The sequence below is a fragment of the Pseudomonas sp. 58 R 3 genome (genome assembly GCF_900006605.1).
GTDB lineage: Bacteria > Pseudomonadota > Gammaproteobacteria > Pseudomonadales > Pseudomonadaceae > Aquipseudomonas > Aquipseudomonas salomonii.
Map to the genome: position 1 here is coordinate 26,233 of NZ_CVTT01000032.1, position 16,459 is coordinate 42,691.

Sequence of the window (16,459 nt, forward strand, 5' to 3'; positions counted from 1 at the left end):
TAGCATTTCAATCATCGGCCTGTTTAGGCGGCGGCAGGGTGAAACCCGACACCGACCGGCGCAACTGGCTGGCCATTTTTGCCAAATTGCCGATGCTTTCCGCCGTGGCCGTAGAACCCGACGACGTTTGCGTGGTGATCTGCTGAATCACATTCATCGTCAGCGAAATCTGCCCCGCCGATGAGGTCTGTTGCTGCGCCGCATTCGAGATGCTCTGAATCAGCGCCGCCAGGGTTTTCGACACGCCTTCGATCTCTTCCAGCGCCACGCCCGCGTCCTGGGCCAGCCGCGCGCCGCGCACCACTTCGGTGGTGGTCTGTTCCATGGAGATAACCGCTTCGTTGGTGTCGGCCTGAATCGCCCGCACCAGGGTTTCGATTTGCCGGGTGGCGGCGGATGAACGCTCGGCCAGCCTTTGCACCTCATCGGCCACCACCGCAAAACCGCGCCCGGCGTCACCGGCCATGCTCGCCTGGATGGCGGCGTTGAGGGCGAGGATGTTGGTCTGGTCGGCAATGTCGTCGATCAGGCTGACGATGTCGCCAATCTCCTGGGAAGATTCGCCCAGGCGTTTGATACGTTTGGCGGTGTCCTGGATCTGTTCGCGAATGTTGTCCATGCCATGGATGGTGTTGTGCACCACCTCGTTGCCCTTGTTGGCGATTTCCACAGAGCGCTCCGCCACGGCCGAAGATTCGGCGGCGTTGGCCGACACTTGATCGATGGACTGCGCCATCTGGTTGATCGCCGTAGAGGCTTCGGCGATCTGCTGGGCTTGGTGCTCAGAAGCCTGGGCCAGGTGCATGGCGGTGGCCTGGGTGTCCTGCACCGCACCGGCCACTTGCCCGGCGGTGAGGTTGATGGTGGCAACCAGATCGCGCAGTTGGTCCACGGAGTAGTTGATGGAATCGGCGATGGTGCCGGTGAAGTCCTCGGTGACCGAGGCGGTCACGGTGAGGTCGCCGTCGGCCAGGTCTTCGATTTCATCGAGCAGGCGCATGATCGCATTCTGATTGCGCTCGTTCTTCTCGGCGGTTTCATGCAGTTGGCGGTTGGTTTCGCGCACCATCACCAGGCCGATCAGAATGATCGAGGCCAACGCCAGCAAACCCAATACATAACCGCCAATGGTGTCGAAACTGCGCCCGCTGGCGAGGTTTTCAAAACCTGTGGCCAAGTGCGAGGCTTCATCGAGCAGGGTTTGCGACAGGTTGAAGATATTGCTCGCCGAGGCCCGTACCTGGAACAGTTGCGGCGAGGTTTCGAGGATTTCATCCACGGAGCCGGAGACAAACTCGAACAGCTCCGAAATTTCCGCCAGCCGCGCGCGGGCGTCATGGTCTTCGACCTGGGTGATGCGCAAGCCCGGGTTGCCATTGAGCATGCCGTTGAGCACCACACCGAAGCGGCTGGCATCGCGGCCAAAGGCATCGGCGGCTTGCACGGCGGTTTCGTCGCCCGCCAGCACGGTGTTGACCGCGCCTAAAATGCGCTCGGCCAACAGCGACTGGCGTTGCGCCAAGGCTACCTGGCCGGCCGGCGCGCCACGTTGCAGCAGGATATCCACGACCTTTTCCGACTCCATCTGCAATTGCGGCACGGTTTCGGCGAGGGTCGCGGCCACTTGATGCAGGGACAGCACGGTTTGTTCGCTGGCGAGAATCGCGTCGGTGTTTTTCAGCAGCGCTTCCCAGTCGGTCTGCACCGCGCGCATTTCCGCCCGAACCGCACTGGGCGCGGCGGGCAGACCGGTTTCGGTATCACCTTTTTTCAGGTAGCCCCAACGCTGGGCAAAGTCGTTGCGCGCATCGCCCAGCAATTTGAACGCGGCGGCCTTGCCGGCAGCGGCCTCGGTGGCGTTTTTGGCGATGCGTTGGGACAGCACACGCAGCTCACCGGCGTGGCCGATGTACTGCTTGTCATAGGTGGACTGGGTGTTGAGGTACGCGAAGTTGGCAAACAGCAGCATGATGAACACGATCAGCGCGATAAACAGCACGATGATCTGTGAGCGGCTGCGCGACGCGGCCTGGGGTTTGGGCGTGGTGACGGTGGTCATGCGGCAACATCCATAAAGCCCGGGGCCTGGGCCAGAGCGAAGGGGCTGAAGACTTGCCACAACTGATCGCTGTCGAACTCACCCTGGATAAACGGCGCGGCTGGGGCAGTGCTCACCAACAATGCGTCTTGTGCGAAATGCTGCATGCCCACTACCTCGTCTACCAGCAGCCCGACAAACAGGTCGTTGTACTCGACCACCAGTACCCGCCGCTGCTTGCGTGCCTTGGACAGTTCCAGGCCAAGAAAACCGCCCAGGTCCATCACCGGCAGCAAACGCCCGCGCAGGTTGGCCACGCCCTTGACCCACGGCTTGACGCCGGGCATCAGCGTGCAACGCGGCTCATGCAGCACTTCGGCGACTTCGCCCATCGGCGCCACGTACCAGTGGGGCCCCAGGCGAAAGCCGATCCCGCTCCAGCGTTGCAGGCGAGCTTCCTGGGACGGCAGGTCGGCGGCCAGCAGGCGGCAGCGGCGGTCGATGTCCAGCAGCAGCTCGAAGGCGGTTTGCGACTCGGTCATGATCGCGAGCCTTTAGCCGGCCAGTACCTTGTTCAAGGTGGCGATCAGGGTGTCTTCGTCCACCGGCTTGGTCAGGTAATCCTTGGCACCCTGGCGCGCGCCCCAGATCTTGTCGGTTTCCTGATCCTTGGTGGTGATGATGATGATCGGAATGCCGTTGGTTTCCGGCTCCTTGGACAGCTGGCGGGTAGCCTGGAAGCCGTTGAGGCCCGGCATCACGATATCCATCAGCACGGCGTCAGGTTTTTCCTGACGGGCCAGGGCCACGCCGTCCGCGCCGTTTTCGGCTTTGAGCACCACGTGGCCGTGCTTTTCGAGCATGCCGGTGAGTTTGTACATTTCAGTCGGCGAATCGTCGACGATCAGAACGCGTGCCATGGTTTTCCCCACTACATTGGTGGCGCCGGCCCTTGTGAGGCGGCGTCAGTGTGCTTGTTCTACTGCGGCGAACCCAGGCACGTAAGCCTTGATTGCACCCAGCAGTTCTTCCTTGCTGAAAGGCTTGGTCAAAAACTGATCGACACCCACGATGCGCCCCTTGGCCTTGTCGAACAGGCCGTCTTTGGACGACAGCATGATCACCGGTATCGACTTGAACGCCGGGTTGTTCTTCACCAGGGCGCAGGTCTGGTAGCCATCCAGGCGCGGCATCATGATGTCGACAAAGATAATGTGCGGGTGATGATCAACAATCCGGGCCAGGGCATCGAAACCGTCGATGGCCGTGATCACATCGCAGCCCACGTTCTTCAACAGCGTCTCGGCGGTGCGGCGGATCGTTTTCGAATCGTCGATCACCATCACTCTCAAGGCGTTGGAATGCTGTTCCATATCTGCTCTACCATCGCCACAGCGAATCGGTTTTCGGTGTGTACTGCCTGATGTTGCACAGGATGAGTGCCGCAAGCCTTGGAATTCAAGGGCTGCTGCGCCGTGGCAGTCTTTTTAGCACAGTCTCCGGGCGCAATCTATCGAGCAACCGGCCAGGTGGTTTTTCCTTGACCCACAACAGCCGCAGCGCCACTCTGACGCCACTTTTATGCGCCCTAATTTGCTAGAGGAAATCCCCCATGAGCGTTCGCGTCGGCATTGTCATGGACCCTATCGCCAGCATTTCCTATAAAAAGGACAGCTCGCTGGCCATGCTCCTGGCCGCCCAGGCCCGCGGCTGGACCCTGTTCTATATGGAGCAGCGCGATCTTTACCAGGGCGACGGCGAAGCCCGCGCACGCATGCGCCCGCTGCAGGTGTTTGCCAACCCTGAGAAGTGGTTTGAGCTGTCGGACGAAATCGACAGCCCGTTGAGCGATCTGGACGTGATCCTGATGCGCAAAGACCCACCGTTCGACATGGAATTCGTCTACTCCACGTATCTGCTGGAACAGGCCGAGCGCGCCGGTGTGCTGATCGTCAACAAGCCGCAGAGCCTGCGCGACTGCAATGAAAAGCTGTTCGCCACGCTGTTCCCGCAGTGCACGCCGCCGACCGTGGTCAGCCGCCGTGCCGACGTGCTGCGTGAATTCGCCGCCAAACACGGTGATGTGATCCTCAAACCGCTGGACGGCATGGGCGGTACGTCGATCTTCCGTCACCGCGCCGGTGACCCGAACCTGTCGGTGATCCTGGAAACCCTGACCGCGCTGGGCACCCAGCAGATCATGGGCCAGGCTTATATCCCGGCGATCAAGGACGGCGACAAGCGCATCCTGATGATCGACGGCGAGCCGGTGGATTATTGCCTGGCGCGTATTCCGGCGGCAGGCGAGACCCGTGGCAACCTGGCGGCCGGTGGTCGTGGTGAAGCACGCCCCTTGTCGGACAAAGACCGTTGGATCGCCTCTCAGGTTGGCCCGACCTTGCGGGAAAAAGGCCTGCTGTTTGTAGGACTAGACGTAATTGGCGAGAACCTCACCGAAATCAACGTCACCAGCCCGACCTGTATTCGCGAGATCGACAACGCATTTGGCACGAACATCGGCGAAATGCTGATGGCAGCCATTGAGCGCAAGCTACAAGCCAAGTGACATAGAACAGCCGGACACACACCAACATTGCGTTATCATGCGCCACCTGTGAAACGCGCGATGTTGGTTTTTTTGTCATGACACTCCCGTCCGATCTGCCCCCCGAACTCTCCCCCAGCGGCGTGCGCCCGGCTGATCGGCTCGGATTTACCCTGTTCCTGGCCGCCTTGATCCACCTCGCCCTACTCCTGGGCCTGGGCTTCACCTACGTCGAGCCCAAGCAGATCACCAAAACCCTGGAAATCACCCTCGCTACGTTCAAGAGCGAAAAGAAGCCCGAAAAGGCCGATTTTCTCGCCCAGGACAACCAGCAAGGCAGTGGCACCCTCGACAAGAAGGCCGTGCCCAAGACCACCGAAGTGGCGCCCTTCCAGGACAACAAGGTCAATAAAGTCACGCCGCCACCTGCGCCCAAGCCTGAGGTCAAACAGGCCGCGCCCAAGGCTGCCGTGACCACCGTCGCGCCGAAACCGCAAAAAGCTGCGACCCAGCGCGAGAAAACCAAGACCGAGCCGACGCCGGAGCCCGTCAAACCGGCGCCGACCTTCGACAGTTCGCAGCTTTCCGACCAGATTTCCAGCCTCGAAGCCGAACTGGCCAATGAACAACAGCTATACGCCAAACGCCCGCGCATTTACCGGCTGAATGCCGCCTCGACCATGCGCGACAAAGGCGCCTGGTATAAGGACGAGTGGCGCAAGAAGGTCGAGCGCATCGGCAACCTCAACTACCCGGATGAAGCACGACGCCAGCAGATCTATGGCAATTTGCGTCTTTTGGTGTCGATCAACCGCGACGGTTCGCTTTATGAAGTGCAGGTGCTGGAGTCGTCCGGCCAGCCGCTGCTGGACCAGGCTGCCCAGCGCATCGTGCGCCTGGCTGCGCCTTTCGCACCGTTTACCGGTGACTTGAACGACATCGACCGCCTGGAAATCATCCGCACCTGGAAGTTTGCCAGGGGCGATCGGCTGTCCAGCAATTGATGACAACGGATCGTTCCCACGCTCTGCGTGGGAACGCATCTCAGGACGCTCCGCGTCCGCTTTTAAGAGCGTGACGCGGTGCGTCACAGGCGACACTCCCACGCAAAGCGTGGGAGCGATCACTAACTCCAGCTTGTCAGTTCGCCCCTCCAACGCCACACTAGTGGACATGAAAAATGTCAGCCCGACCTACCTCAAGCACCAATTCCTGATCGCCATGCCCCATATGGCCGACCCGAACTTTGCGCAGACCTTGACCTACATCGTCGAGCACACGGCCAATGGTGCCATGGGGTTGGTGGTCAACCGCCCGCAAGCGCTGAACCTGGCCGATATCCTTGAGCAACTGCGCCCCGAGATCGACCCGCCGGCGCGTTGCCAGGGCGTACCGATCTACATTGGCGGGCCGGTGCAGACCGATCGTGGTTTTGTGCTGCACCCCACCGGGCCGAAGTTTCAGGCCACGGTAGACCTTGAAGGCGTGTCGCTGTCCACCTCCCAGGACGTGTTGTTCGCCATCGCCGACGGCGTCGGCCCCGAGCAAAGCGTGATCACCCTCGGCTACGCCGGCTGGGAAGCCGGGCAACTGGAAGCCGAACTGGCCAGCAACGCCTGGCTGACCTGCCCGTTTGACGCCGACATCCTGTTCAACACCGCCAGTGAGCTGCGCCTGGAAGCGGCTGCCGCCAAGCTTCGGGTCAACCTCAGCCTGCTGACCAGCCAGGCGGGGCACGCCTGATGGCTTTGCGCTTGATCCTCGGTTTTGACTACGGCACCAAACAGATCGGCGTAGCGGTCGGCCAGGTGATTACCGGCCAGGCCCGCGAGCTGTGCACCTTGAAAGCCCAGAACGGCGTGCCGGACTGGAACCAGGTCGAAGCCCTGATTAAAGAGTGGAAGCCTGATGCGGTCGTGGTCGGCCTGCCGTTGAACATGGACGGCACTCCCAGCGAGATGTGCCTGCGCGCGGAAAAATTCGCCCGCCGCCTCAATGGCCGTTACAACCTGCCCTTCTATACCCACGACGAACGCCTGACCACCTTCGAAGCCAAGGGTGAGCGCCGCGACCGTGGCGGGCAAAAAGGCAGCTACCGCGACAACCCGGTGGACGCCATTGCCGCCGCCCTGTTGTTACAGGGTTGGTTGGATGAAAACACCGCTTTATTTGAATCCTGACTGACGCGGCTTGCCGCGTCTTTTTACGTTTGAGTCCGGACCTTGCCGCGCCCTCGCCGCGCAAGGCCTTGAAGGAGCCACCATGAGCCTGCCCAATCCCGCCGAACTGATCAGCCAGATGGCGATTCGCCTTAAGGCCCACCTGGAACACCGCGCCATCAGCGAGCCGCGTTTTATCGGGATCCGCACCGGCGGTGTGTGGGTGGCCCAGGCGCTGCTGGAAGAACTGGGCAGCGATTCGCCGCTGGGCACCCTGGACGTGTCCTTTTACCGTGACGACTTCAGCCAGAATGGCCTGCACCCGCAAGTACAGCCCTCGGCACTGCCATTCGAGGTCGAAGGCCAGCATCTGGTGCTGATCGACGACGTGCTGATGAGCGGCCGCACCATCCGCGCCGCCCTCAACGAGCTGTTCGACTACGGCCGCCCGGCCAGCGTGACCCTCGTATGCCTGCTGGACCTGGACGCCGGCGAATTGCCGATCAGCCCGGACGTGGTTGGCGCAACGCTGTCGCTGCAAGCCCATCAACGGGTAAAATTGTCCGGTCCCACGCCGCTCGAACTCGAACTGCAAGACCTTGCCCTTTAAACCGCCTTGTACAGAGTCCCCGCGATGACGCCTCTAGATGCCAAGCGCCCGCTGCAGCTCAATGCTCAGGGCCAGTTGCAACACTTCTTGTCCCTCGACGGTTTGCCCCGCGAACTGCTCACCGAAATCCTCGACACCGCCGACTCGTTCCTCGAAGTCGGTGGCCGGGCGGTGAAGAAAGTCCCGCTGCTGCGCGGCAAAACCATCTGCAATGTGTTCTTCGAGAACTCCACGCGCACCCGCACCACCTTTGAACTGGCGGCCCAGCGGCTGTCGGCCGACGTGATCACACTGAACGTGTCGACCTCGTCGGCGAGCAAGGGCGAAACCCTGCTCGACACCCTGCGCAACCTGGAAGCCATGGCCGCCGACATGTTCGTGGTACGCCACGGCGACTCCGGCGCCGCACACTTTATCGCCGAGCATGTGTGCCCGCAGGTGGCAATCATCAACGGCGGCGACGGCCGCCACGCACACCCGACCCAGGGCATGCTCGACATGCTCACCATTCGTCGGCACAAGGGCAGCTTTGAAAACCTCTCGGTGGCCATCGTCGGCGACATCCTGCACTCGCGGGTGGCGCGTTCGAACATGCTGGCCCTGAAAACCCTGGGTTGCCCGGATATCCGCGTGATCGCGCCGAAAACCCTGCTGCCGATCGGCATCGAGCAATACGGCGTGAAGGTCTACACCGACATGACCGAAGGCCTCAAGGATGTGGACGTGGTGATCATGCTGCGCCTGCAGCGCGAGCGCATGTCCGGTGGCCTGCTGCCGAGCGAAGGCGAGTTCTACCGCCTGTTCGGCCTGACTACCGCACGTTTGGCCGGTGCCAAGCCGGACGCCATCGTGATGCACCCAGGCCCGATCAACCGTGGCGTGGAGATTGAATCGGCGGTGGCCGATGGCCCGCAGTCGGTGATCCTCAACCAGGTGACTTATGGCATCGCCATCCGCATGGCTGTGCTGTCCATGGCCATGAGCGGGCAAACCGCGCAACGTCAATTCGAGCAGGAGAACGCCCAGTGAAGCTCAGCATTCTTGGCGCTCGCGTTATCGATCCGGCCAGTGGCCTGGATCAAGTCACCGACCTTCACCTGGAAGCCGGCAAGCTCATCGCCATTGGCGCCGCGCCCGCAGGCTTCAGCGCCAGCCAGAGTATCGATGCCTACGGCCTGGTGGCCGCACCTGGCCTGGTGGACCTGAACGTCGCCCTGCGCGAGCCGGGTTACAGCCGCAAAGGCAGCATCGCCAGTGAAACCCGCGCCGCCGCTGCCGGTGGCGTCACCAGCCTGTGCTGCCCGCCACACACCAAGCCGATCCTGGATACTTCGGCGGTGACCGAACTGATCCTCGACCGCGCCCGTGAAGCCGGTAATTGCAAAGTGTTCCCCATCGGCGCCCTGAGCAAAGGCCTGGAAGGCGAACAACTTGCCGAGCTGATCGCCCTGCGCGATGCCGGTTGCGTGGCGTTCGGCAACGGCCTGGAGAGTTTTCGCAGCACCCGCACGCTGTGCCGTGCCCTGGAATATGCGGCTACGTTCGATCTGACCGTGATCTTCCACTCCCAGGACCGCGACCTGGCCGAAGGCGGCCTGGCCCATGAAGGCGCCGTGGCCAGCTTCCTCGGCCTGCCGGGCATTCCGGAGACTGCCGAGACCGTGGCCCTGGCCCGTGACCTGCTGCTGGTGGAACAAAGCGGTGTACGCGCGCACTTCAGCCAACTCACGAGCGCACGTGGTGTGGCGTTGATCGCCCAGGCCCAGGCGCGCGGCCTGCCGGTAACGGCGGATATCGCGTTGTATCAGCTGATTTTGACCGATGAGGCATTGATCGACTTCTCCAGCCTGTATCACGTGCAGCCACCGCTGCGCACCCTGGCAGACCGTGAGGGTTTGCGGGCGGCGGTGAAGTCGGGTGTGGTTTCGGCGATTTCCAGCCATCACCAGCCCCACGAACGGGATGCCAAGCTGGCACCGTTTGGCGCGACAGAGCCAGGCATCAGCAGCGTAGAGCTGTTGTTACCACTGGCGATGACCCTGGTGGAAGACGGTTTGCTGGACTTGCCGACACTGCTCGCTCGCCTGAGCGCTGGCCCTGCCGAGGCGTTACGCCTGCCGGCGGGCAAGTTGGCGGTGGGTTCGCCGGCGGATCTGGTGGTGTTTGACCCTGCCAGCTCCACGGTTGCCGGGGAACACTGGCTGTCCAAGGGCGAGAACTGTCCGTTCATCGGCCATAGCCTGCCGGCGACGGTGCGCTACACCTTGGTGGATGGGCGGATTACCTATCAGGCCTGACTCCAGTCTGGAGTGGCCGCAGTAAATGTGGGAGCGGGCTTGCTCACGAATACGGTGTATCAGCTGGCAAATATGCTGACTGATCCACCGTTTTCGCGAGCAAGCCCGCTCCCGCATTGGGCTCTCTAATAGGCTTGAGAGACTTAGCGCCCGCTATTGCGCTCGGCATTGCGGATCGAAATCTGCGTATTCAACGTCCAGAAGTCATACAGCACCCCGATCAGGAACAAACCGCCGGTCAGCAGGTAGATCAGGCCGGTGATCCATTTGCCCTGGTACATGCGGTGCAAACCGAATACACCCAGGAACGCCAACAGAATCCAGGCCACGTTGTATTCGATCGGCCCGGCGGTAAAACGCAGGTCCGCTTCACGGTCCATGGCCGGGATCAGGAACAGGTCGATCAGCCAACCAATACCGAACAGGCCGAAGGTGAAAAACCAGATCGTCCCGGTCACGGGCTTGCCGTAATAGAAGCGATGCGCCCCGGTAAAACCGAAAATCCAAAGCAGGTAACCGATCACCTTGCTGTGGGTGTCTTGCTGCGTAACAACCTGTCGATAGGTGTTCATGGAGTACCTCTTTTGCCTCGATAGATAAATTTTTTCATTTTCTTTGTGACTTTTTTACGGGCGCCCGACGCACGGCAAATGGTATCTTCCCTCCCGCAAAGCCTTATGCCACCTGACCTCTGTAGGACAATTGCGGCAATTCGTCGCGTTTTTCCAGAGTTTGACCCCAGAGTTCAGTCGACAAACGGCCTGAGAACGACACAAAAAGCTGTTATAAAGTTGCGCGCAAACCTAAAAGAGCCACGCCTAATGCGACCATTTTTCAAGACATGGCTAACCATCTGCCTATTAATGCCACTGGCCGCCCACGCCACCAATCGTGAGCAACGTCTTCCTAACGTTAACGGTTTCACCCCTAAAGTTCACAGCACACCCAGCACTGCCAAGTCGGTAAAGCTGACCGTCAACCGCCCGACTCAAGTGAGCAAGGCCCACGGTAAAGCGATCCACACCCAACTGGCCGTCAACACCAAACAAAGCAGCAATGTCCTAAGCCGCGCCGTTAACGTGCTCGGTACTCCTTATCGTTGGGGCGGCAGCAGCCCAAGTAAAGGGTTCGACTGCAGCGGTTTGGTGAAATATGCGTTTAATGATGTAAAAGCGGTGGATTTGCCTCGCACCTCCAACGCCATGGCTGCTGGCCACGGCTTGAAGGTTGATCGCAAGGATTTGAAACCGGGCGACCTGTTGTTCTTCAAACTGAAGAGCCGCCAGGTCAACCACGTTGCCATCTACCTGGGCAACGACCGCTTTATCCACGCACCGCGCCGTGGCAAGTCGGTGAGCATCGACACGCTGAAAAAGCCGTTCTGGGACAAGAACTACGTGATTGCCAAGCGTGTTCTGCCTAAAGAGCAGAATAACCTGCGGGTTGTTCAGCGCTGATTAGAGCTATAACGCGATACAAAATGTGGGAGCGGGCTTGCTCGCGAATGCGGTGGTTCAGTCACCTAAGATATTGACTGACACTCAGCATTCGCGAGCAAGCCCGCTCCCACATTTGTTTTGCGTCGATCTTCAGACCTATATACCCCCAGGCACCCGCGCCAGCCCCCGCGCATCCTCCCGGCTGATCAGCCCTTCGCTGACCAACGCCTTCAAGCTCATATCCAGGGTTTTCATCCCCAACGCCCCACCGGTCTGTATCGCGGAAACCATCTGCGCCACCTTGTCCTCGCGGATCAGGTTACGAATGGCTGGCGTGCCCAGCATGATCTCGTGCGCCGCCACCCGGCCGCCGCCGAGCTTTTTGACCAGCACCTGGGACACCACCGCCTGCAACGACTCCGACAACATGGCGCGCACCATGGCTTTTTCCCCCGCCGGGAACACGTCCACCAGTCGGTCCACGCTCTTTGCCGCTGAAGAGGTGTGCAGCGTGCCCAATACCAAATGCCCGGTCTCTGCGGCCGTCAGCGCCAGGCGGATGGTTTCGAGGTCACGCAGCTCGCCCACCAGAATCACATCCGGGTCTTCACGCAGGGCCGACCGCAGCGCCGCCGAAAAACTATGGGTGTCGCGGTGCACCTGGCGCTGGTTGATCAGGGCCATTTTCGGCCTGTGGATAAATTCGATCGGATCTTCCAGCGTGAGGATGTGCTGGCGTCGGTGCTGGTTGAGGTGGTCGATCATCGCCGCCAGCGTCGTCGACTTGCCGGAGCCGGTCGCGCCGGTTACCAGCACCAGGCCGCGCGGCAGCTGCGCGATACGGCGCAAGACCTCGCCTAATCCGAGGTCTTCCAGGCTTTGCACTTCGCTGGGGATGGTGCGAAACACCGCGCCCATGCCGCGATCCTGGCGGAACACATTCGCGCGGAACCGCGCCAGGCCCGGCAGCGTGAAGGCAAAATCCGTTTCAAGAGATGTTTCGAAATCCTTTTGTTGGTGCTGATTGAGCAAAGGGCTTAATAGGTCCGCAACTTGCGTAGGCGAAAGTACCGGGCCCTCCAATGGCCAGATTTCGCCATCGACACGCAGCATCGGCGCCAGGCCAGCCGACAAATGCAGGTCGGAGGCGCCACGGCGCACGCTGGCCGTCAGCAGTTCAGTGATATCCATAGGGCTTTCCATTTCCAGTAGAATGCCGCGGACTCCATATCCACGGGTGCATCTTGAATGTCGACGATAGCAGACAACATCGGCCAGGTTAGCCAGCGCGTCCGCGCCGCGGCCCACGCCGTGCAACGTGACGAAAGCAGCATCCACCTGCTGGCCGTGAGCAAAACCAAACCTGCCCAGGCCGTACGCGAAGCCTATGCCGCCGGCCTGCGCGACTTTGGCGAGAACTACCTGCAGGAAGCCCTGGGCAAACAGGCCGAATTAACCGACCTGCCCTTGAGTTGGCACTTCATCGGCCCCATTCAATCGAACAAGACGCGTGCGATCGCCGAAAACTTCGCTTGGGTACATTCCGTGGACCGCTTGAAAATTGCTCAACGCCTGTCCGAACAACGCCCGGCCGACCTGCCGCCACTGAACATCTGCATTCAGGTCAACGTGAGTGGCGAAGCCAGCAAGTCCGGCTGTACACCCGCCGACCTGCCGGCCCTGGCCGCTGCAATCAGCGCCCTGCCACGTTTGAAGCTGCGTGGCTTGATGGCGATCCCCGAGCCGACTGAAGATCGCGCGGCACAAGATGCAGCCTTTGCAGCGGTCAGCGATCTGCAAGCCAGCCTGAACCTGCCGCTGGACACACTTTCCATGGGCATGAGCCACGACCTTGAATCGGCTATCGCCCAAGGCGCCACCTGGGTGCGGATCGGTACCGCCCTGTTTGGCGCCCGCGACTACGGCCAGCCGTGAAATGGCTGACATCCATCTGAGTAAGGACCTGTCATGAGCAACACGCGTATTGCCTTTATCGGCGCCGGGAACATGGCGGCCAGCCTGATCGGCGGCCTGCGGGCCAAGGGCCTGGAAACCTCGCAGATCCGCGCCAGTGACCCCGGCGCCGAAACCCGCGCCCGCGTCAGCGCCGAGCACGGTATCGAGACCTTTGCCGATAACGCCGAGGCCATCCAGGGTGTCGATGTGATCGTGCTGGCGGTAAAACCGCAAGCCATGAAGGCCGTGTGCGAAAGCCTGCGCCCGAGCCTGCGACCGCACCAACTGGTGGTGTCGATCGCTGCCGGTATCACCTGCGCCAGCATGAACAACTGGCTTGGCGCCCAGCCGATCGTGCGTTGCATGCCCAATACGCCGGCACTGCTGCGCCAGGGCGTGAGCGGCTTGTACGCCACCGCCGAAGTGAGCGCCGAACAGCGCGACCAGGCTCAAACGCTGCTGTCCGCCGTGGGCATTGCCGTATGGTTGGAACAGGAGCAGCAACTGGACGCGGTCACCGCCGTCTCCGGCAGCGGCCCGGCTTACTTCTTCCTGCTGATCGAAGCGATGACCGCCGCCGGCGTGAAACTGGGCCTGCCACACGACGTGGCTGAGCAACTGGCCGAGCAAACCGCCTTGGGCGCGGCGAAAATGGCCGTCGGCAGCGACGTGGATGCCGCCGAGTTGCGCCGCCGCGTGACCTCGCCAGGCGGCACCACTCAAGCTGCCATCGAATCGTTCCAGGCCGGGGGCTTTGAAGCCCTGGTGGAAAAAGCCCTCGGCGCCGCCGCGCATCGCTCGGCAGAAATGGCCGAACAACTGGGCAAATAGTCGTCTCTTACGAAGGAAACAATGATGCTCGGACTCAATGACGCTGTCATTTTCATCATCAAGACCCTGGGCAGCCTGTATCTGCTGATCGTACTGATGCGCTTTATCCTGCAAGTGGTGCGGGCGAACTTTTACAACCCGCTGTGCCAATTCGTGGTGAAAGCCACGCAACCGCTGCTCAAGCCACTGCGCCGCGTCGTGCCGAGCATGTTTGGCCTGGACATGTCTTCACTGGTGCTGGCGTTCCTGTTGCAACTGGCCCTGTTCGCGGTGGTGCTGGTGCTCAAGGGCTTCCGGCCTGACACCGTGCTGATGGTGCCTTGGGCGCTGATCGGTATCTTGTCGCTATTTTTGAAGATCCTGTTCTGGTCCATGATCATCAGCGTGATTTTGTCCTGGGTCGCTCCGGACAGCCGCAGCCCGGGCGCGGAACTGGTCAAGCAGATCACCGAACCGGTACTTGCGCCGTTTCGTCGCTGGGTGCCTAACCTGGGTGGCCTCGACATCTCGCCGATTTTTGCGTTTATCGCGCTGCAATTGCTGCAAATCTGGGTGATCCCCTACCTCGCCGAGTTCACCGGCATGCCGCCGCTGCTGTACAGCTTGATCTGATTGGTGATTCGCATGATCGTTCCCACGCTCTGCGTGGGAATGCCTCTTGGGACGCTCTGCGTCCCCTCATGCAGTGTGCGACGCGGAGCGTCACCGGCTGCATTCCCACGCGGAGCGTGGGAACGATCGTCTGGCTCAGGGTTTGCTTGCCGCTGGGGTCACCGCTCTTTAGACTTACGCCTCATTTAAACGAGAGCAGGGTCGATGCCAGCTGCCTTCCCCCCCGATTCTGTTGGACTGGTCGTGCCCCAAGTGGCGCACTTCAGCGCACCGCTGGCCCTGGCCTGCGGCCGTTCGCTACCGGCCTATGACCTGATCTATGAAACCTACGGCCAGTTGAACGCCACGGCGAGCAACGCCGTGCTGATTTGCCACGCCTTATCCGGCCATCATCACGCCGCTGGCTTTCACAGTGCCGACGAGCGCAAGCCCGGCTGGTGGGACAGCTGCATCGGCCCCGGTAAGCCCATCGACACCAGCAAATTCTTTGTGGTCAGCCTGAACAACCTCGGCGGCTGCAACGGTTCTACCGGCCCCAGCAGCCTCAACCCGGAAACCGGCAAACCGTTCGGCGCCGACTTCCCGGTGCTGACCGTGGAAGACTGGGTGCACAGCCAGGCGCGTCTTGCCGACCTGCTGGGCATCAAGCAATGGGCCGCCGTGATCGGCGGCAGCCTGGGCGGCATGCAGGCGCTGCAATGGACCATCTCCTACCCGGATCGCGTGCGCCATTGCCTGGCCATCGCCTCGGCACCAAAACTGTCGGCGCAGAACATTGCCTTCAACGAAGTGGCACGCCAGGCCATCCTCACCGACCCCGAGTTCCACGGCGGTTCGTTCCAGGAAGCCGGTGTGATCCCCAAACGCGGCTTGATGCTGGCGCGGATGGTCGGGCATATCACCTACCTGTCCGATGACTCCATGGGCGAAAAATTCGGCCGCGGGCTCAAGAGCGAAAAGCTCAACTACGACTTCCACAGTGTCGAGTTCCAGGTCGAAAGCTACCTGCGTTATCAGGGCGAGGAGTTCTCGGGGCGTTTCGACGCCAACACTTACTTGCTGATGACCAAGGCGCTGGACTACTTCGACCCGGCCGCCAACCACGACGACGACCTGGCGAAAACCTTCGAGCACGCCACGGCCAAGTTCTGCGTGATGTCGTTCACCACCGACTGGCGCTTCTCGCCAGCGCGCTCCCGTGAGCTGGTGGACGCCTTGATGGCCGCACGCAAAGACGTCTGCTACCTGGAGATCGATGCTCCGCAAGGCCATGACGCCTTCCTGATTCCGATCCCGCGCTACCTGCAGGCCTTCAGTAACTACATGAACCGAATAGCACTGTGAGAACGCCATGAGAGCCGACCTGGAAATCATCCAAGACTGGATCCCCGCCGGCAGCCGCGTGCTCGACCTGGGCTGCGGCGATGGCGAACTGCTGAGCTGGCTGCGCGACAACAAGCAAGTCACCGGTTATGGCCTGGAAAACGACCCGGACAATATCGCCCAGTGCGTGGCCAAGGGCATCAACGTGATCGAGCAGGACCTGGACAAGGGCCTGGGCAACTTTGCCAGCAACAGTTTCGATATCGTGGTGATGACCCAAGCGCTGCAGGCGGTGCACTACCCGGACCGCATCCTCGACGAGATGCTGCGCGTGGGCCGCCAGTGCATCATCACTTTCCCCAACTTTGGGCACTGGCGCTGCCGCTGGTACCTGGCCACCAAGGGCCGGATGCCAGTCTCGGACTTCCTGCCGTACACCTGGTACAACACGCCGAACATCCACTTCTGCACCTTTGAAGACTTTGAAGCCTTGTGTGGCGAGCGTGAAGCCAAGGTGATCAACCGCCTTGCCGTCGATCAACAGCACCGCCACGGCTGGGCGAGTAAACTATGGCCCAACCTGTTGGGCGAAATTGGTATTTACCGGGTCAGCAGCCCTGGCCTGACCGACCACAAGATTGCCGTCTAA

19 protein-coding genes are annotated in these 16,459 nt (G+C 61.2%); 13 read left to right on the plus strand and 6 right to left on the minus strand.

Features of this window, described 5'->3' with window-relative positions:
- Window positions 1–7: 7 nt before the first annotated feature.
- The 4 genes from BFP92_RS04635 to pilG are packed head-to-tail and all read right to left on the minus strand — an operon-like array spanning window position 8 to window position 3,411.
- The gene (locus BFP92_RS04635; protein WP_065912201.1) at window positions 8–2,059 is read right to left on the minus strand and encodes a methyl-accepting chemotaxis protein; all 2,052 of its coding nucleotides are present in this window, start codon (window positions 2,057–2,059) and stop codon (window positions 8–10) included.
- Complete coding sequence (locus BFP92_RS04640; RefSeq protein WP_065912202.1) at window positions 2,056–2,580, minus strand: chemotaxis protein CheW; 525 nt, start codon at window positions 2,578–2,580, stop codon at window positions 2,056–2,058. Before BFP92_RS04640 ends, BFP92_RS04635 begins: the two co-directional genes overlap by 4 nt.
- Before the next feature lie 12 nt (window positions 2,581–2,592).
- A complete protein-coding gene (gene pilH, locus BFP92_RS04645) occupies window positions 2,593–2,958 on the minus strand; it encodes a twitching motility response regulator PilH (RefSeq protein WP_017139442.1) in 366 nt (121 codons plus the stop codon).
- Window positions 2,959–3,003: 45 nt separating this feature from the next.
- Window positions 3,004–3,411, minus strand: coding sequence for a twitching motility response regulator PilG (gene pilG, locus BFP92_RS04650; protein WP_010564379.1), 408 nt, complete (start codon window positions 3,409–3,411; stop codon window positions 3,004–3,006).
- Window positions 3,412–3,650: 239 nt separating this feature from the next.
- Between pilG and gshB the strand changes: the two genes are divergently transcribed.
- The 7 genes from gshB to BFP92_RS04685 all read left to right on the plus strand — a co-directional run bounded on the left by gshB (window position 3,651) and on the right by BFP92_RS04685 (window position 9,649).
- Entirely contained in the window at window positions 3,651–4,604 is a 954-nt protein-coding gene (gene gshB / locus BFP92_RS04655; RefSeq protein WP_056857702.1) for a glutathione synthase, read from the plus strand.
- Window positions 4,605–4,681: 77 nt separating this feature from the next.
- Window positions 4,682–5,587 carry an energy transducer TonB gene (locus BFP92_RS04660; RefSeq protein WP_065912204.1) on the plus strand — a complete coding sequence of 302 codons (906 nt, stop codon included), beginning with the start codon at window positions 4,682–4,684 and terminating at the stop codon, window positions 5,585–5,587.
- Window positions 5,588–5,756: 169 nt separating this feature from the next.
- Window positions 5,757–6,326, plus strand: coding sequence for a YqgE/AlgH family protein (locus BFP92_RS04665; protein ID WP_065912206.1), 570 nt, complete (start codon window positions 5,757–5,759; stop codon window positions 6,324–6,326).
- Window positions 6,326–6,763, plus strand: coding sequence for a Holliday junction resolvase RuvX (ruvX, locus tag BFP92_RS04670; protein WP_003213744.1), 438 nt, complete (start codon window positions 6,326–6,328; stop codon window positions 6,761–6,763). The genes BFP92_RS04665 and ruvX overlap by 1 nt, the downstream gene beginning before the upstream one ends.
- Before the next feature lie 82 nt (window positions 6,764–6,845).
- Window positions 6,846–7,352, plus strand: a complete 507-nt coding sequence (pyrR, locus tag BFP92_RS04675; protein WP_017139446.1) for a bifunctional pyr operon transcriptional regulator/uracil phosphoribosyltransferase PyrR — start codon at window positions 6,846–6,848, stop codon at window positions 7,350–7,352.
- A 24-nt stretch (window positions 7,353–7,376) separates the two neighbouring features.
- Window positions 7,377–8,381, plus strand: coding sequence for an aspartate carbamoyltransferase catalytic subunit (locus BFP92_RS04680; RefSeq protein ID WP_056857699.1), 1,005 nt, complete (start codon window positions 7,377–7,379; stop codon window positions 8,379–8,381).
- Window positions 8,378–9,649: a dihydroorotase gene (locus BFP92_RS04685; RefSeq protein WP_065912208.1), complete on the plus strand. Its 1,272-nt coding sequence runs from the start codon at window positions 8,378–8,380 to the stop codon at window positions 9,647–9,649. Before BFP92_RS04680 ends, BFP92_RS04685 begins: the two co-directional genes overlap by 4 nt.
- Before the next feature lie 143 nt (window positions 9,650–9,792).
- On the opposite strand, the gene BFP92_RS04690 is transcribed toward BFP92_RS04685, so the two are convergent.
- Window positions 9,793–10,221, minus strand: a complete 429-nt coding sequence (locus BFP92_RS04690; RefSeq protein ID WP_065912210.1) for an NINE protein — start codon at window positions 10,219–10,221, stop codon at window positions 9,793–9,795.
- 249 nt (window positions 10,222–10,470) lie between these two features.
- On the opposite strand from BFP92_RS04690, the gene BFP92_RS04695 reads away from it, so the two are divergent.
- Window positions 10,471–11,106: a C40 family peptidase gene (locus BFP92_RS04695; protein WP_017139450.1), complete on the plus strand. Its 636-nt coding sequence runs from the start codon at window positions 10,471–10,473 to the stop codon at window positions 11,104–11,106.
- Window positions 11,107–11,244: 138 nt separating this feature from the next.
- Here BFP92_RS04695 and BFP92_RS04700 read toward each other — a convergent pair whose 3' ends face one another.
- Window positions 11,245–12,279, minus strand: a complete 1,035-nt coding sequence (locus tag BFP92_RS04700) for a type IV pilus twitching motility protein PilT (protein WP_065912211.1) — start codon at window positions 12,277–12,279, stop codon at window positions 11,245–11,247.
- 57 nt (window positions 12,280–12,336) lie between these two features.
- Between BFP92_RS04700 and BFP92_RS04705 the strand changes: the two genes are divergently transcribed.
- From BFP92_RS04705 to metW, 5 genes are all read left to right on the plus strand, one after another.
- Window positions 12,337–13,023: a YggS family pyridoxal phosphate-dependent enzyme gene (locus BFP92_RS04705; protein ID WP_065912213.1), complete on the plus strand. Its 687-nt coding sequence runs from the start codon at window positions 12,337–12,339 to the stop codon at window positions 13,021–13,023.
- 33 nt (window positions 13,024–13,056) lie between these two features.
- Complete coding sequence (gene proC / locus BFP92_RS04710) at window positions 13,057–13,875, plus strand: pyrroline-5-carboxylate reductase (protein WP_065912215.1); 819 nt, start codon at window positions 13,057–13,059, stop codon at window positions 13,873–13,875.
- 24 nt (window positions 13,876–13,899) lie between these two features.
- Entirely contained in the window at window positions 13,900–14,487 is a 588-nt protein-coding gene (locus tag BFP92_RS04715) for a YggT family protein (protein WP_065912217.1), read from the plus strand.
- A gap of 204 nt (window positions 14,488–14,691) precedes the next feature.
- Window positions 14,692–15,831, plus strand: coding sequence for a homoserine O-succinyltransferase MetX (locus tag BFP92_RS04720; RefSeq protein WP_065912218.1), 1,140 nt, complete (start codon window positions 14,692–14,694; stop codon window positions 15,829–15,831).
- A 7-nt stretch (window positions 15,832–15,838) separates the two neighbouring features.
- On the plus strand, window positions 15,839–16,459 hold the full coding sequence (gene metW, locus BFP92_RS04725) for a methionine biosynthesis protein MetW (RefSeq protein ID WP_016972957.1): 621 nt from the start codon (window positions 15,839–15,841) through the stop codon (window positions 16,457–16,459).

What these genes read in the sequence shown, in the direction of transcription:
- BFP92_RS04680 (WP_056857699.1), top strand. Translation starts at nt 7,377, where the DNA reads ATGACGCCTCTAGATGCCAAGCGCCCGCTGCAGCTCAATGCTCAGGGC.
- BFP92_RS04700 (WP_065912211.1), bottom strand. Translation starts at nt 12,279, where the DNA reads ATGGATATCACTGAACTGCTGACGGCCAGCGTGCGCCGTGGCGCCTCC.
- BFP92_RS04635 (WP_065912201.1), bottom strand. Translation starts at nt 2,059, where the DNA reads ATGACCACCGTCACCACGCCCAAACCCCAGGCCGCGTCGCGCAGCCGC.
- pyrR (WP_017139446.1), top strand. Translation starts at nt 6,846, where the DNA reads ATGAGCCTGCCCAATCCCGCCGAACTGATCAGCCAGATGGCGATTCGC.
- BFP92_RS04690 (WP_065912210.1), bottom strand. Translation starts at nt 10,221, where the DNA reads ATGAACACCTATCGACAGGTTGTTACGCAGCAAGACACCCACAGCAAG.
- BFP92_RS04660 (WP_065912204.1), top strand. Translation starts at nt 4,682, where the DNA reads ATGACACTCCCGTCCGATCTGCCCCCCGAACTCTCCCCCAGCGGCGTG.
- BFP92_RS04640 (WP_065912202.1), bottom strand. Translation starts at nt 2,580, where the DNA reads ATGACCGAGTCGCAAACCGCCTTCGAGCTGCTGCTGGACATCGACCGC.
- BFP92_RS04665 (WP_065912206.1), top strand. Translation starts at nt 5,757, where the DNA reads ATGAAAAATGTCAGCCCGACCTACCTCAAGCACCAATTCCTGATCGCC.
- BFP92_RS04720 (WP_065912218.1), top strand. Translation starts at nt 14,692, where the DNA reads ATGCCAGCTGCCTTCCCCCCCGATTCTGTTGGACTGGTCGTGCCCCAA.
- ruvX (WP_003213744.1), top strand. Translation starts at nt 6,326, where the DNA reads ATGGCTTTGCGCTTGATCCTCGGTTTTGACTACGGCACCAAACAGATC.
- BFP92_RS04715 (WP_065912217.1), top strand. Translation starts at nt 13,900, where the DNA reads ATGCTCGGACTCAATGACGCTGTCATTTTCATCATCAAGACCCTGGGC.
- BFP92_RS04705 (WP_065912213.1), top strand. Translation starts at nt 12,337, where the DNA reads ATGTCGACGATAGCAGACAACATCGGCCAGGTTAGCCAGCGCGTCCGC.
- proC (WP_065912215.1), top strand. Translation starts at nt 13,057, where the DNA reads ATGAGCAACACGCGTATTGCCTTTATCGGCGCCGGGAACATGGCGGCC.
- gshB (WP_056857702.1), top strand. Translation starts at nt 3,651, where the DNA reads ATGAGCGTTCGCGTCGGCATTGTCATGGACCCTATCGCCAGCATTTCC.
- pilH (WP_017139442.1), bottom strand. Translation starts at nt 2,958, where the DNA reads ATGGCACGCGTTCTGATCGTCGACGATTCGCCGACTGAAATGTACAAA.
- metW (WP_016972957.1), top strand. Translation starts at nt 15,839, where the DNA reads ATGAGAGCCGACCTGGAAATCATCCAAGACTGGATCCCCGCCGGCAGC.
- BFP92_RS04695 (WP_017139450.1), top strand. Translation starts at nt 10,471, where the DNA reads ATGCGACCATTTTTCAAGACATGGCTAACCATCTGCCTATTAATGCCA.
- pilG (WP_010564379.1), bottom strand. Translation starts at nt 3,411, where the DNA reads ATGGAACAGCATTCCAACGCCTTGAGAGTGATGGTGATCGACGATTCG.